Source organism: Pseudoalteromonas sp. XMcav1-K (assembly GCF_044005875.1).
Taxonomy (GTDB): Bacteria; Pseudomonadota; Gammaproteobacteria; order Enterobacterales; family Alteromonadaceae; genus Pseudoalteromonas; species Pseudoalteromonas spongiae.
On the sequence record NZ_JBIPJE010000041.1, the window covers coordinates 74334 to 89052 of the forward strand.

The 14719-nt window shown below is 42.6% G+C and carries 15 protein-coding genes; all 15 read right to left on the reverse strand.

Annotated elements, in window-relative coordinates; translation table 11 throughout:
• Positions 1-31 precede the first annotated feature (31 nt).
• The 15 genes from rnhB to rpsB all read right to left on the reverse strand — a co-directional run bounded on the left by rnhB (position 32) and on the right by rpsB (position 14581).
• Entirely contained in the window at positions 32-634 is a 603-nt protein-coding gene (gene rnhB / locus ACHSBP_RS09745) for a ribonuclease HII (protein ID WP_010559706.1), read from the reverse strand.
• Positions 627-1787, reverse strand: a complete 1161-nt coding sequence (gene lpxB, locus ACHSBP_RS09750) for a lipid-A-disaccharide synthase (RefSeq protein WP_010559705.1) — start codon at positions 1785-1787, stop codon at positions 627-629. The genes rnhB and lpxB overlap by 8 nt, the downstream gene beginning before the upstream one ends.
• On the reverse strand, positions 1787-2557 hold the full coding sequence (lpxA, locus tag ACHSBP_RS09755; RefSeq protein ID WP_010559704.1) for an acyl-ACP--UDP-N-acetylglucosamine O-acyltransferase: 771 nt from the start codon (positions 2555-2557) through the stop codon (positions 1787-1789). The genes lpxB and lpxA overlap by 1 nt, the downstream gene beginning before the upstream one ends.
• A gap of 3 nt (positions 2558-2560) precedes the next feature.
• The gene (gene fabZ / locus ACHSBP_RS09760; protein ID WP_010559703.1) at positions 2561-3013 is read right to left on the reverse strand and encodes a 3-hydroxyacyl-ACP dehydratase FabZ; all 453 of its coding nucleotides are present in this window, start codon (positions 3011-3013) and stop codon (positions 2561-2563) included.
• A gap of 75 nt (positions 3014-3088) precedes the next feature.
• The gene (lpxD, locus tag ACHSBP_RS09765) at positions 3089-4108 is read right to left on the reverse strand and encodes a UDP-3-O-(3-hydroxymyristoyl)glucosamine N-acyltransferase (RefSeq protein WP_395388735.1); all 1020 of its coding nucleotides are present in this window, start codon (positions 4106-4108) and stop codon (positions 3089-3091) included.
• An 8-nt stretch (positions 4109-4116) separates the two neighbouring features.
• Positions 4117-4638 carry an OmpH family outer membrane protein gene (locus ACHSBP_RS09770; RefSeq protein WP_395388736.1) on the reverse strand — a complete coding sequence of 174 codons (522 nt, stop codon included), beginning with the start codon at positions 4636-4638 and terminating at the stop codon, positions 4117-4119.
• Positions 4639-4651: 13 nt separating this feature from the next.
• A complete protein-coding gene (bamA, locus tag ACHSBP_RS09775; protein WP_395388737.1) occupies positions 4652-7123 on the reverse strand; it encodes an outer membrane protein assembly factor BamA in 2472 nt (823 codons plus the stop codon).
• An 18-nt stretch (positions 7124-7141) separates the two neighbouring features.
• Positions 7142-8488 carry a sigma E protease regulator RseP gene (rseP, locus tag ACHSBP_RS09780; protein WP_010559699.1) on the reverse strand — a complete coding sequence of 449 codons (1347 nt, stop codon included), beginning with the start codon at positions 8486-8488 and terminating at the stop codon, positions 7142-7144.
• The gene (ispC, locus tag ACHSBP_RS09785) at positions 8488-9693 is read right to left on the reverse strand and encodes a 1-deoxy-D-xylulose-5-phosphate reductoisomerase (RefSeq protein WP_395388738.1); all 1206 of its coding nucleotides are present in this window, start codon (positions 9691-9693) and stop codon (positions 8488-8490) included. The genes rseP and ispC overlap by 1 nt, the downstream gene beginning before the upstream one ends.
• Positions 9693-10559, reverse strand: a complete 867-nt coding sequence (locus ACHSBP_RS09790) for a phosphatidate cytidylyltransferase (protein WP_010559697.1) — start codon at positions 10557-10559, stop codon at positions 9693-9695. Before ACHSBP_RS09790 ends, ispC begins: the two co-directional genes overlap by 1 nt.
• 20 nt (positions 10560-10579) lie before the next feature.
• Positions 10580-11341 carry a polyprenyl diphosphate synthase gene (gene uppS, locus ACHSBP_RS09795; protein WP_010559696.1) on the reverse strand — a complete coding sequence of 254 codons (762 nt, stop codon included), beginning with the start codon at positions 11339-11341 and terminating at the stop codon, positions 10580-10582.
• Positions 11342-11452: 111 nt separating this feature from the next.
• Entirely contained in the window at positions 11453-12010 is a 558-nt protein-coding gene (frr, locus tag ACHSBP_RS09800) for a ribosome recycling factor (protein WP_010559695.1), read from the reverse strand.
• A 22-nt stretch (positions 12011-12032) separates the two neighbouring features.
• Entirely contained in the window at positions 12033-12770 is a 738-nt protein-coding gene (pyrH, locus tag ACHSBP_RS09805; RefSeq protein WP_010559694.1) for a UMP kinase, read from the reverse strand.
• Positions 12771-12889: 119 nt separating this feature from the next.
• Complete coding sequence (gene tsf, locus ACHSBP_RS09810) at positions 12890-13741, reverse strand: translation elongation factor Ts (RefSeq protein ID WP_010559693.1); 852 nt, start codon at positions 13739-13741, stop codon at positions 12890-12892.
• Between the two features lie 111 nt (positions 13742-13852).
• Positions 13853-14581, reverse strand: coding sequence for a 30S ribosomal protein S2 (gene rpsB / locus ACHSBP_RS09815; RefSeq protein ID WP_010559692.1), 729 nt, complete (start codon positions 14579-14581; stop codon positions 13853-13855).
• Between the last annotated feature and the right edge of the window lie 138 nt (positions 14582-14719).

Genomic DNA, 14719 nt, shown 5'->3' on the forward strand with positions numbered 1-14719 from the left:
TATCTGCCTAACTTGATTGACCAAGCATTAATTAGCAATTGTTGGTCTGTTCTATTATTGTTTTTACGGGCTTAAAGCTTTGTCTATGATGCGGCGTAACACCGTGAAGTGCAAGTGCTTCTAAATGCGCCTTGGTTGGGTAACCTTTATGGCCGGCAAAGCCATAATTTGGGTACTCAGTATCGAGAGCTTTCATTTCGTTATCACGGGTCACTTTGGCAAGGATTGATGCCGCGCTAATTTCGGCAACTAAGCTATCACCTTTCACAACGGCTTGTGCAGGTACAGTGATATCGGGTAAACGATTGCCATCAATAAAGACAAACTCGGCAGGAATATTAAGCCCTTCCACCGCGCGCTTCATGGCAAGCATGGTAGCATGCAAAATATTAAGCTCGTCAATTTCTGCTACGCTGGCGCGGGCAATATTAAAGCACAGCGCCTTTTCAATAATTTCTTCGTAAAGTGCCAAGCGCTTTTTTTCGGTTAGCTTTTTTGAATCGGCAAGACCCACGATTGGCTTTGATGGATCTAAAATAACCGCAGCCGTGACCACATCGCCCACGAGCGGACCACGCCCTACTTCATCAACACCTGCAATAAGTTGCGTATTTGGACGAATAATCTCAGTCATGTTTGTTCTCTATTACGTTACTTACAGCCAGCGCCGCTTGTTTACTGGCATCGAGCCTTAATGACTTATGCATTTCATAAAACGTTTGTTTTAATGCTGTTTGATCTTCTTCTAGCAATGGTTTTAAAGTTGCTGCCAAGTTTTCAGGGGTTAAATCATTTTGTAATAATTCAGGCACTAGTTGCTTGCCCGCTAATAAATTAGGCAGTGAAAAGTGCTCAATGTTAAATTTAAATAAGCGTGTCACTAAGTGATATGTCAGGGCTTTTAGCTTGTAGCCAACCACCATTGGGCGTTTAAGTAACATGCATTCAAGTGCTGCCGTACCCGAAGCTAAGAGCACCGCATCAGCGGCGGTCATCACTTCACGCGACTTGCCATCAACAAGGGTAAATATATCTACCGCATTGTGCTTGGTTGCGCCAGTTAAAAACTCTTCTTTACGTTTTTCATTAACTAAAGGCACCAGTACTTTCAACTCGGGTATCTCTGCTTTAAGTAATAACACCGCTTGAATATAGGGTTCACTTAATAAAGTAACTTCAGAGCCTCGACTACCTGGCAAAACAGCTAACACTTTATCTGTAGCTGATAAATCAAACAGCGTTCTACTGGCAATTTGTTCATCTTCGAGCGGTAACTCATCCGCCAACGTATGGCCGACAAACGCACATGGAATATTGTGTTTATCGTAAAACGCTTTTTCAAATGGTAATAATGCAAGCACTAAATTAGTGGCTTCTGCCACTTTAAAAACACGTTTTTCACGCCATGCCCATACCGATGGGCTAACATAATGCACGGTTTTAATACCAGCAGCCTTTAACGGCTTTTCAACGCGTAAGTTAAAATCGGGTGCATCAATGCCAATAAAAATATCAGGCGGGTTGTCGATAAAACGCTGTACAATTTGCTTTTTAATGCTGAGTAGACGAAATAACTTAGGCAGGACTTCAAAAACGCCCATTACGGCGAGTTCTTCCATTTGAAAATGGGTTTTAAACCCTTCAGCCAGCATACGCGGACCGCCAATGCCCTCAAATGTGGCATTTGGGTAATGCTGTTTTAGTGCTTTAATTAAACCTGCACCTAAAATATCGCCGGAGTGTTCCCCGGCGATAAGTGCAATTCGAAGTGGCTCATCCGAGATCATTAACGAATTAACCCTCGACTTGAGTTTCTAGCAAAATCAATCATGTTTTGCACTGCTTTGAACTGCTCGGCTTCTTTTTCCATTTCAACAAGTGCCGCATCCAGTTTATTACCTTTACGATATAACTGCTTGTATGCGCGACGTAATGCCATGATTTCGTCTGACTCAAAGCCACGACGTTTTAGACCTTCAGTGTTGATTGCCACAGGACGTGCTGGTGTGCCGATAGTTGTTACAAACGGTGGTACATCTTGGTTAACACCAGAGTACATGCCAATAAACGCATGTGAACCGATATGACAAAACTGATGAATACCTGAGTTGCCCGCCAAAATTACCCAGTCGCCAATATGTACGTGACCAGCCGCACTTGCGTTATTAGCGAAAATACAGTTATTGCCTATCACGCAGTCATGGGCAACGTGTGTATACGCCATAAATAGGTTATTTGAGCCAATCTTGGTGATGCCTTCATCCTGAATGGTACCACGGTGGATTGTGGCACATTCGCGGATCACGTTGTTGTCACCAATAATCAGCTTGGTTGGTTCATCCTTGTACTTTTTGTCTTGGCACGCTTCACCCACTGAAGCGAACTGGAAAATATGATTGCCAGAACCAATTGTTGACGGCCCTTTTATCACTACGTGTGATTCGATGATACAATCATCACCAATCACCACGTCGTTACCGATGTAGCTGTAAGGACCAACTTTTACGTTGTTGCCAAGTTGAGCGCCAGGCTCAATAATTGCAGTAGGATGGATCACTTATTATAACTCTCTTCTTGCACACATTAACTCAGCTGAACACACTACTTTGCCGTCAACTCTCGCTTCACCATAGAACTTCCACATGTTGCGGCGTTCTTTTAAGAATTCAACGTGTAAGTGCATTGTGTCACCTGGTAACACAGGTTGTTTAAAGCGTGCGTTATCAATGGCTGCAAATAAATATAGCTCATTGTCGCCACGGTTTTCAGTTGTTTTAAAACCTAATAGACCTGTTGCTTGTGCTAATGCTTCTAAAATCATTACGCCAGGGAAAATTGGCTGCTCAGGGAAGTGGCCTGTGAAAATTGGCTCATTTGCTGTGACATTTTTAATCGCGTGAAGCGTTTTGCCCGGCTCAAAGTCAACGACCTTATCAACCAATAACATTGGGTAACGATGCGGTAATAGCTTTAGGATTTCTTGAATATCAAAGCTGTTTAGTTGTTCTGCCAAAATGTGTTTCCTTAACCTAACTAATCTCTTCGCGCCCGTATTTATACTGCGCGATAATTTAGTACGTGACGAAGACTACTCGTCACGCTCCGGCAATGATTTTTCCACTGCCTTTAATCGCTTATTAATTGCTGAAAGCTGTCGTAACTGTGCCATATTACGACGCCAGTCTTTATTCTCACTGTGCGGTACACCCGAAGAATAGACACCCGGTTTATCAATGCCACTAATTACCATTGACATACCCGTTAAAACAACACCATCGGCAATTTCAATATGTCCTGCGATACCTGACAAGCCACCAATTTGGCAGTACTTGCCAATGGTTGTACTGCCCGCAATTACCGTACATCCTGCAATCGCGGTACCTTCTTTAACCACGACATTATGCGCGATTTGTACTTGGTTATCGATAATCACGTTGCGCTCGATGATAGTATCATCAATGGCGCCACGGTCGATGGTTGTACTTGCGCCAACTTCAACATTATCGCCAATAACAACAGTACCAAGCTGCGGGATTTTCACCCACTGACCTTTTTCATTGGCGTAGCCAAATCCATCGGCACCGATTACGGTATTAGCATGAACTAAACACGAATTACCAATTTCAACTTGATGATAAATCGTTACATTAGCCCAAATTTTCGTATTGGTCCCTATTTTAGCACCCTTACCAATAAAGCTACCAGCACCAATTGAACTGCCAGCAGCAATTTCAACACCTTCTTCAATCACCACATTGGCACCAACTGATACTGATTGATCAAGCTTTGCCGTTGGGTCAATGATTGCCGAAGGGTGAACATTAGTTGCAGGTTCTGGCGTGGTGTCCATCGCTTGCGCTAACAGCGCGTAGGCTAAGTACGGATTCGCAACAATAATTTTATTACCAGTAAAGTAATCTGCATCTTGCGGTGACAAAATCACCGCACCTGCTTGGGTACTGGCAAGTTTGCTGCGGTACTTTTTGTTAGCGAGAAAACCAATCTCGTTGCCGGTCGCATTTTCTAGGGTTGCTATACGAGAAATGCTGAGCGAGTCGTCACCGACCAGCTCAGCATTTAAAATCTCAGCGATTTGCTGTAATTTCATAAGCTTTATTATTTAGCCTTTGCTACACGCTCTGCTACTTTAGAGGTGATGTTATCCACTGATTTTTCGTTGAAGTAAAGAAGTGAACCTACTGGTTTTACTTCGTCGTACTTACCTGCTTTACCTTCTGCAGCGATAGCATCAAAGATCACAGTCTCTAGCTTTTTAGTTTCCTGTGCTTGACGCATTTGCATTTCTTGCTGAAGTGGCTGACCTTGCTCTTGCAATGCTTTTTGTAGCTCTTGAATTTTCTTTTGGCTTGCTTCTTTTTGCGCTTTGCTCATTGTCGCGTTTTCACGCTGGTATTTTTCAACTTCAAAACGAATATCGCCTTGTAGTTTTTCAAGTGCTTGTCTGCGCTCGCGGAACTCTTCTTCTAGCGTTGCTTTAATCGCAGACGCCTGCGGAGAACCACTAAATACTTGTTGTACATTTACAACAGCAACTTTGTGAGCGAATGAACTTGCAGAAGCACCCATTAGAAAAGTAGCTAACAAAGTCATGGCGGTTGTTTTAATCATTTTATTCACGAATTTATTCCTTTTAGAATGTGTTACTAATGTTGAAGCTGATGCCTTTAGTCTTATCATCATCTTCTTTTTTCAGTGGGTAGGCAAAACTAATTACCATAGGGCCCATAGGCGAAATCCACTGGATAGATAAACCTGCTGACGAACGGAAGCGACTTGGATCTGAATAATCTTCAAGTATCGCTCGCTCATCCGGCGTTAAGTTAGAGTAGCGGTCTACATCGAACTCTGTATCCCAAACATTCGCCGCATCAATAAATAAGCTGGTACGCACCGAACTGCTGTTTTCGTCATCAAGAAACGGCGTAGGTACTATCATTTCAAGTCCAGCCACGGCTTTTACGTTACCACCGATACGACCCGCTGTTCGAATTGTATCAAATTGAGGATCGCTACCAATTGGCCCTTGAGTACCATCAGGGTTTGGTGTGCCCGGTAACCAATTAGGAGATACTACAATCGCTTGTGGCAAGATTGTATTACGCTCAAAGCCACGTAAATCCATTTCAGAAATACGGAAGAATTCCTGTACTGGTAAAATCTGATCGTAACCATTGGTAGTACCGTAACCATTACCGTAACCAAATCCAGCTTTCGCTGAAAATGCCCACTTGTGGTTAGTGCTTAGTGGCCAGTAGAAACGCGAATCATAGTTGATCTTAAAGTAGTTAAGATCTGAATTAGGTGTCGTTGCTTTAAACGTTAAGCTTTGTTTAGAACCTGCCGTTGGGAACATACCGCGGTTAAGCGTTACACGTGACCAACCAGCACTTAATTCAAGCTTTAAGAATTCGAAACCTGCATCCGGGTTTTCTGGATCTAAGAACGTCTCACGCATAATACGTGTTTGTTCATATTCTGAGAGTTCAGATAAGAATTCTTTAGAAACCGTCGCACCAAAGTTAAGTCGGTTGTTGGCGTTTACCGGAATACCGATATTTGAACCAATACCATAACGCTTGCTCTTATAGTTGATCAGGCTGTATTTACTTGCATCAAAGTTTGAGAAGAAAATTGAGTTACCTAAACTAATACCGTCTTTCGTAAAATACGGGTCGGTATGTGACAAGCTTACGTTTTGAGAACCTTTCGCCGTACTTACGTTAAAGGCTACTTGGTCACCCGTACCTAAAAAGTTCGATTCGCTTACACCAATATTAAATTGCAGCTTATTGTATGAACCGTATGCAAGACCTGCGTTAAAGCTACCAGCTGATTGCTCTTTAACGGTAAAATCAACATCTACTTGGTCATCTTTACCCGGTACCGGCGATACATCAAACTCAACGTTTTCCATATACATTAAGCGCTGAACTTGTAATTTAGAGCGCTCAAGCGTGTTATTTGATAGCCACGCACCTTCTAACTGGGTAATTTCACGACGAATTACTTCATCCGACGTAATTTCATTACCACCAATGTTAATACGACGCACATAAATACGCTTACCAGGGTCAACTGATAGCGTTAATTTTACTTCTTTATTTTCTTCGTCAATATCAGGAATGGTACGTACTTCAGCATTGGCATAACCAAAACGTGCAAGGTAGTTTTTGATAAACTCTTCCGATGCAGTAACCACTGAGCCGTTGTATAGTTTGCCCGTTTTAAGTGGAATAACCGCACGAATTAACTCTTCACGGCCGAGCAAGTCACCCATAAAGTCGAATTCTTTAACAGTAAATTGCTCACCTTCGGTAACGTTTACTGTAACGTATACTGATTCTTTATCAGGGCTTACTGACACTTGCGTTGAATCAATATTGAATTTCAAATAACCGCGGTCTAGGTAGTAGCTACGTACTTTCTCTAAGTCACCTTGTACCGTTTGCTTTTGGTATCTGTCATTTGACATAAACATATACCAAGGCAAATCTTGACGCGATTCAGCCAATGCGAGAAGTTCTTCGTCAGAAAATAACTCGTTACCAACGATGTTGATTTGACGAATTGACGCAGCATCGCCTTCTTTGAATTCAAGCTTTAGCTTTACACGGTTACGTGGCAAGCGTGATACTGATACTTCAATAGCCGCGTTGTATTTACCAATACCGTGGAAAAATTCAACAAGACCTTTTTCAAGGCCATCTACAACAACCATATCAAGTGGTTCACCTTTACGGATCCCCTGTTGCTCAAGACTGTCGTTAAGTTGCTCATCTTTAATATCTTTGTTGCCTTCGAACTCGATGATGCTGATAGTTGGTCTTTCGGTTACTTGAAAGATAACCGCATCACCATCACGTACCACCTTGATGTTGTCAAAGTGGCCTGAGCCGTAAAGCGCTTTGATTGTTTTTGAAATTGTGTAACTGTCGAGGTTATCACCAATGTTAATTGGAATATGCGTTAATGCTGCACCTAGTGCAACACGCTGCAATCCTTCAACTCTTAAATCTTCTACAATAAAGGAGTCTTGTTGGCCGAGAGCAGTATAACTCGCTCCCAATAAACTTATTACAGCCAATTGTTTTCTTATAGCCATGTTATTATTTGATTTCCTTTATAACCGCGTAAAATCGTTAAACAGCGCAAGGCAAGTTAACAATATAAGGATTAGCGCACCAATCCTAAAACCTAATTCTTGTGTCTTTTCAGAGACTGGCTTTTTTCGGATAAGTTCAATGATGTAATACATTAAATGACCGCCATCTAAAATTGGTAGCGGCAACAAATTGAAAAAACCAATACTTACACTAACAAATACTAAGAACTCCAATAACGGCATAATACCACTACTGGTGCTGGCTCCAGCGCCAATTGCCACTCCCACTGGACCACTTAGATTCGCAACAGAGACTTGTCCTGTTATCAAATTAACTACTGTTGCAAAACTGACATTGATTAGTTGAATTGTTTTATCAACACCCAAAACAATGGCATCAAATACGCCGTATTGTTGTGTTGAAATCATCCACGATGGCCAATTTTCAACAAAGGGTATCACACCTAAGTAGCCTTGATTAAGCCCTTGCTCACTTTTTTTGCTACCAGGAGTAACCTCAATATTTAGCTTGTCATTACCGCGGCTTATAGTAAGCAATAATGGCGTATTTGGCGAGCGCTGAATTCGCGTGACAAATGCTTGCCACGATGGCATTGCTTCACCATTAACTAAATGAATTTCATCATCTACCTGAAGCCCACCAAATTCAGCTGGGCTGCCTTTTTGCACATGACCAAGGCGCATGGTCTCTGCAGGTCTGAACGGTTTAATACCGATATCAACAATGGGGTTGCCGTCGTCTTTTAACTGCCAATTAGATAAATCGAGATACGTTTGTTGATAGCCTATATTATCGTCTTTAACACTAACGCGTACTTGCTGCTCGCCAATATTTTCCATCAAAACCAATAAGGTTTCACGCCAGCCATATACGTCTTTGTCGTTTATCGCGGTAATCTGTTGTCCTGCTTGCAACCTTGCTTGCTCTGCTAAGCTGCCAGGCACCACCTCGCCAATAACAGGCAGAAGTGAGCGCACACCAACCATAAACATAATGGCAGATACAATAATGGCGAAAATAAAATTCGCCATTGGTCCTGCAGCAACCACCGCAATGCGTTGGTAAACTGATTTGTTATTGAACGCTAAATGACGTTCATCGCTCGCAACCTCTTCAACACGTTCATCGAGCATTTTCACGTAACCACCCAGTGGGATCGCCGCGACAACGTATTCGGTGCCGAGTTTGTCGTGCCATTTAAACAAAGGTTTGCCAAAACCAATTGAAAAACGCAGCACTTTAACACCACAGCGCCTTGCTACCCAAAAGTGACCATATTCATGAACGACAACAATAATGCCAATGACTAATATAAACGACAGTAAGTTCCACAAAAATTCCATTAACAACTCCCTGCAATCATATTCGTTGCATAATGACGCGCTTCGCTATCAAGCTGCAAAATAATATCTAGGTCATTAATTTTTAGCTGTTTATGACTCTTTGCGATTTTATCGAGTACCTGAGCATTGATTTTATAAATGTCTAAAAAGCTGATTTTCTTTGCCAGAAATGCGGCCACAGACACTTCATTCGCAGCATTGATTGTGGTGGTTGCGTACTGCCCTTCTGAACAAGCATCTATTGCAAGCTTTAAATTTGGGTAACGCTCAAAGTCTGGTGCGTTAAAACTAAAATCAAGCATATTAGTGAAATCCAGTGGTTCAACACCCGCCTCAATGCGCTTTGGAAACGCTAAAGCGTGTGCGATTGGCGTACGCATATCAGGATTGCCCATTTGTGCCAATACCGAACCATCGGTGTATTGCACCATTGAGTGGATAATACTTTGTGGATGGATAATTACTTGAATATCACTTGGCTCAGCGTTAAATAGCCACTTTGCTTCAATAAACTCTAAGCCCTTATTCATCATGGTGGCTGAATCAACTGATATTTTCTGACCCATATCCCAATTTGGATGGGCGACAGCTTCATCAACTGAAACATTGGCAAAGGTGCTTAAGTCGCGCGTTCTAAATGGGCCGCCTGAGCCCGTTAACAAAATTTTGCTGACACCATGCTGCTTTAAATTTGCGCTGTAACAATGCTCTTGCACACCTGCTGGCATCGCCTGAAAAATCGCATTGTGTTCACTATCAATCGGCAATAACGTCGCGCCTGATTGCTTCACTGCATCAATAAAAAGCTCGCCTGACATGACAAGTGACTCTTTATTTGCCAGTAACACGCGCTTACCGGCTTTAATCGCTGCAAGTGTTGGCAATAAACCCGCGGCGCCAACAATAGCAGCCATTACCGCATCAACGTTATCGTCACTGGCCACATCAGCTGCCGCTTGTTGGCCACACAGCACCTTGGTTGAAATTCCCAAGCGCGTAATTTCAGCCTCAAGTTGTTTTGCAGCATCAGGGCATTGCATTACAGCGTATTGTGGTAAAAACTGCGTGCATTGCTTTGCCATTAAGCGCCAATTTCGACCAGCGACCAGCGCAAACACCTGATAAGCGTCTACGTTTCTTGCAATGACATCTAAGGTGCTAGTGCCAATCGAACCTGTAGAGCCTAGAACGGTAATACGTTGCATTACGCCACCAAGGTCCACGCATAAAATGCAGCGAAAAGCGGTGCCGCAGCAGTCAAACTATCTATCCGGTCTAAAATACCGCCGTGGCCAGGTAAACATGAGCCGCTGTCTTTCAAACCAACTTCCCGCTTAAACATGCTCTCTAATAAGTCACCTACTGCTGAGAACAAGGCGACAACAGCGGCCATTGCAGCGTAAATAAACCATTTATCGCTTGGTACCTTAGTAAAATAGCAAAATGCTAAAACAAAAATCGCAGAACAAATTAGACCGCCAACTAGCCCCTCGATGGTTTTATTTGGGCTAACTAATGGCATTAATTTATGTTTGCCAAGATTTTTACCTGAGAAGTAAGCACCAATATCAGCACTCCACACAATACCCAGTACAACCATAATCAGAATTGAACCTTGTGTCGCGTTTGTTGCATATTCGCTGCTGCGAAGCACATTAAGCGCTAGCCACATAGGTAACAAGGTGAGTAAACCTGCAATTGCGCGCATCATTAAGCCAGCGTGCCATGCTTTTGCGGTTCTAGGATAAGTCCATACCAGTGCGCAGGCAACAAGCCACCAGGCAACAGCAAGCGTAAATACGTAATTAGCCGAGCCAACAAGTTGGCCATTTTGCCATAAGCTTTCAATCGGCCAGTACATGTTCGCAATAAATAGAATAACTGCCATGCCAGCAACATAGCTGATGCGAGATGCGAATTTTTTAAGCCCCATAAATGCCGACCACTCCCACGCAGAGAGTAATACAATCAATCCGGCAATTAAGCTAAACAATTCAAGTGGTGTAAAAAAAACTAGTGCAAGTGCAGCTGGCGCTAGCACTAAAGAAGTCAGTATGCGTTTTATTAACAAATCAAATTACCCTATAAAAATCACGATTGAGCGAGTAGTTCTTTTATTTGTTCGCCAGTACAACCAAAGCGACGCTCTCGTGAAACATAACACGCAATTGCATCTGCAAATGCCTGTTCATTAAAATCTGGCCAAAGTGTATCAGTAAAATAAAGTTCAGCGTAAGCAGCTTGCCATAATAAAAAGTTGCTTATGCGTAAGTCGCCTCCTGTGCGAATTAACAAATCAAGTGGCGCTTGTTCTTGCATACTAATGTACTGTGACAGTTTAGTTTCATCAATATCATCAGCAGCTATTTCGCCATTCTCAACCTGTTTTGCCAGTTGTTTCGCAGCGTTTGCTATGTCCCATTGTCCGCCATAGTTAGCTGCGATATTAAGTGTTAAGCCGGTGTTATCCATGGTCATTTGCTCTGCTTTTGCTACACTTTTTTGTAGCTTCTCAGAGAAACGACTAATATCACCAATTACTTTCAACTTGACGTTATTTTTATCGAGTTTTTTTACTTCGTTGGTCAACACAAACATGAAAAGCTCCATTAAGGTGCTGACTTCTTGTTCCGGACGTCGCCAGTTTTCACTGCTAAATGCAAAAAGCGTTAATGATTCGATATTTAGTTGGCGACAAAATTTTACCGCATTACGCACCGATTCGACGCCCTTTTTATGACCAAACACACGAGGCTTACCCTTAGCTTGTGCCCAACGCCCATTGCCATCCATAATAATAGCAACATGACGCGGTAAGCTTTGTTGGGTAATAGCATCCTTAGTGATTGTCATTAAGTGTCGTTTCCTAAAGTAAAAAGCGCCGTCTAGTATACCCTAGACAGCGCTTTAAAACTAATAATTTAGTTGTTCAATGATTGAGCGCAAAAGCGTTCAAAAATTGATTTAGATTTCCATTAATTCCGCTTCTTTAGCAGCTAAAATAGCATCCATTTCTTTGATGTATTTATCTGTTAGCTTCTGAACTTCGTCATCACTTTGACGCGCTTCATCTTCTGAAATTTCTTTGTCTTTAAGTAGTGCTTTAACGTCTGAGTTAGCATCACGGCGAATGTTACGAACTGCAACACGACCACCTTCAACTTCACCACGCACGATCTTAATAAGATCTTTACGACGCTCTTCTGTAAGCGGTGGTAATGGTACGCGAATAACTGTACCTGCAGACATAGGGTTTAAACCTAAATCTGACGCCATAATTGCTTTTTCAACTGCTTGCGTAAGTGTTTTGTCAAACACAGTAATCGCAAGTGTACGGTTATCTTCAATTGTTACGTTACCCACTTGGTTAAGTGGTGTATCAGCACCGTAGTAAGATACTTGAATACCGTCTAAAAGGCTTGGATGTGCGCGGCCTGTGCGAATTTTTGATAATTGTGAGCCAAGCGCGTCAACACTTTTTTGCATACGTTCTGCAGCATGCTGTTGGATTTCTTTAATCACGTTAATCTTCCTAACTAATAGCTTATTCTGCTGATTTATGTGTAATCAGCGTACCTTCATCTTCACCAAGGATAACACGTTTTAACGCGCCTGGTTTATTCATGTTAAATACACTGATTGGCATATTGTGGTCACGAGCTAGGGTAAATGCCGCTAGGTCCATCACCTTTAATTCTTTTTCAATTACTTCGTTGTAAGTTAATGTTGGGTAAAGCGTTGCTTCAGGGTTTTTCACCGGATCATCGCTGTATACGCCGTCAACTTTAGTCGCTTTTAAAACGGTATCTGCTTCAATTTCAATACCGCGTAAACACGCAGCAGAGTCGGTAGTGAAGAATGGGTTACCGGTACCCGCAGAGAAAATAACAACACGACCGGTTTTTAGTAAGCTAATTGCTTCAGCCCAGTTATACGCGTCACATACACCGTTAAGTGGAATCGCTGACATTAAACGTGCATTTACATAGGCACGGTGCAGTGCATCACGCATTGCAAGGCCATTCATCACGGTTGCAAGCATGCCCATGTGGTCACCAACAACACGGTTCATACCGTTTTCAGCAAGTGTACCGCCACGTAGGAAGTTACCACCACCGATTACCACACCTACCTCAACGCCTAACTCTACAAGTTCTTTAATTTCTTGTGCCATACGGTCAAGAATTGATGGGTCGATACCAAAGCCTTCTTGGCCCATTAAAGCTTCACCGCTTAATTTAAGTAAAACTCGTCTAAAAACTGGCTTACGATTTGTGTTCATAGTAATCCTGGCTGAAAAAGTTGCAAAAAATAACCGCGCTAATGATAGCGCGGTTATTCTAAATAATTTTATCTCTTAGCGCAAAAGCAAAAGCCATTTTGCTAAGTGAAAAAAGTCGATTACTCGCCTTTAGCTGCTGCGATTTGTGCAGCTACTTCAGCAGCGAAGTCTTCTTCTTTCTTCTCGATACCTTCACCTACTTCTAGGCGAGTGAAACCAGAGATAGTCGCGCCTTTCTCTTTAAGGAATTCGCCAACTGTTTTCTTAGGTTCCATGATAAATGCTTGACCAGTAAGAGAGATCTCACCAGTGAACTTCTTCATACGACCAACAACCATCTTCTCAGCGATTTCTGCTGGCTTACCTTCGTTCATTGCGATTTCAACTTGAACCGCTTTCTCTTTCTCTACAACCTCAGCAGGTACATCTTCTGGGTTAAGGAAATCAGGCTTAGAAGCAGCAACGTGCATAGCAACGTGCTTAAGTGTTTCTTCGTCAGCTTCACCAGTAACAACAACACCGATACGGTCGCCGTGACGGTATGCAGACGCTTTGTCACCATCGATGTACTCAACGCGACGAACGTTGATGTTTTCACCGATTTTAGCAACTAGTGCAACACGTGTTTCTTCGAATTGAGCTTTTAGCGTTTCAATGTCAGTTTTTGATTCAGCAGCAGCGTCAAGAACAGTGTTAGCAAAACCTAAGAAGTTTTCGTCTTTAGCAACGAAGTCAGTTTGACAGTTAACTTCTAGAAGTGCAGTGAAACCAGCACCTTGCTTGATAAGGATTGTACCTTCTGCAGCGATGTTACCCGCTTTTTTAGCAGCTTTAGCAGCACCGCTCTTACGCATGTTCTCGATCGCTAGATCGATGTCACCGTTAGTTTCAGTTAGTGCTTTTTTACAATCCATCATGCCAGCGCCAGTGCGCTCGCGTAATTCTTTAACTAGGGCAGCAGTTACAGCCATTAGTATGTCCTCAAATCCAAAATCTATTTAAAATAAGCGGGAGCAAGCTCCCCCTAATCATCAGAATACCAAGCTTTCTATGATCGTTTCATGAAAGCTTGGTAAGCGCTATTACTCAGCTTCTACGAAGTCGTCTTTTTCAGCTTGAACAGCGATGTTGCTTTCACGGCCTTCAACAGCCACGTCAGCTACAGCGTTAGTGTAAAGCTGGATAGCACGGATAGCATCGTCGTTACCAGGGATGATGAAATCAACACCATCTGGGTTTGAGTTAGTATCAACAACAGATACTACTGGGATGCCTAGGTTGTTTGCTTCTTTAATAGCAATGTGCTCGTGATCAGCGTCGATAACGAAGATAGCGTCTGGAAGACCGCCCATGTTCTTGATACCGCCAAGGCTCTTTTCAAGCTTTTCCATTTCACGAGTAAGCATTAACGCTTCTTTCTTAGTTAATTTTTCGAAAGTACCGTCTTGGCTTTGAGTTTCAAGGTCTTTAAGACGCTTGATTGACTGACGAACTGTTTTCCAGTTAGTTAGCATACCACCTAACCAACGGTGGTTTACGTAGAACTGGTCAGAACGTAGTGCAGCTTCTTTAACTGCTTCGCTTGCAGCGCGCTTAGTACCAACGAAAAGGATTTTACCTTTGTTTGATGCTACGCCTTTAAGGAAAGACATTGCTTCGTTGAATAAAGGTACAGTTTTCTCTAGGTTGATGATATGTACGCGGTTACGTGCACCGAAGATGAACGGCTTCATCTTAGGGTTCCAGTAACGTGCTTGGTGACCGAAGTGTACGCCAGCTTGTAGCATATCGCGCATAGAAACGTTTGCCATTTTAATATTCCTCTGTAATTTTGGGTTAGGCCTCCACATATCCCATAGCACCAACAGTTCGCATTTTGCTCACTGCACCCAAGTGTATGTGCCGATATGTGTGTGTGTTAAAAATTAAAGTTTATGTGTATTCACTAC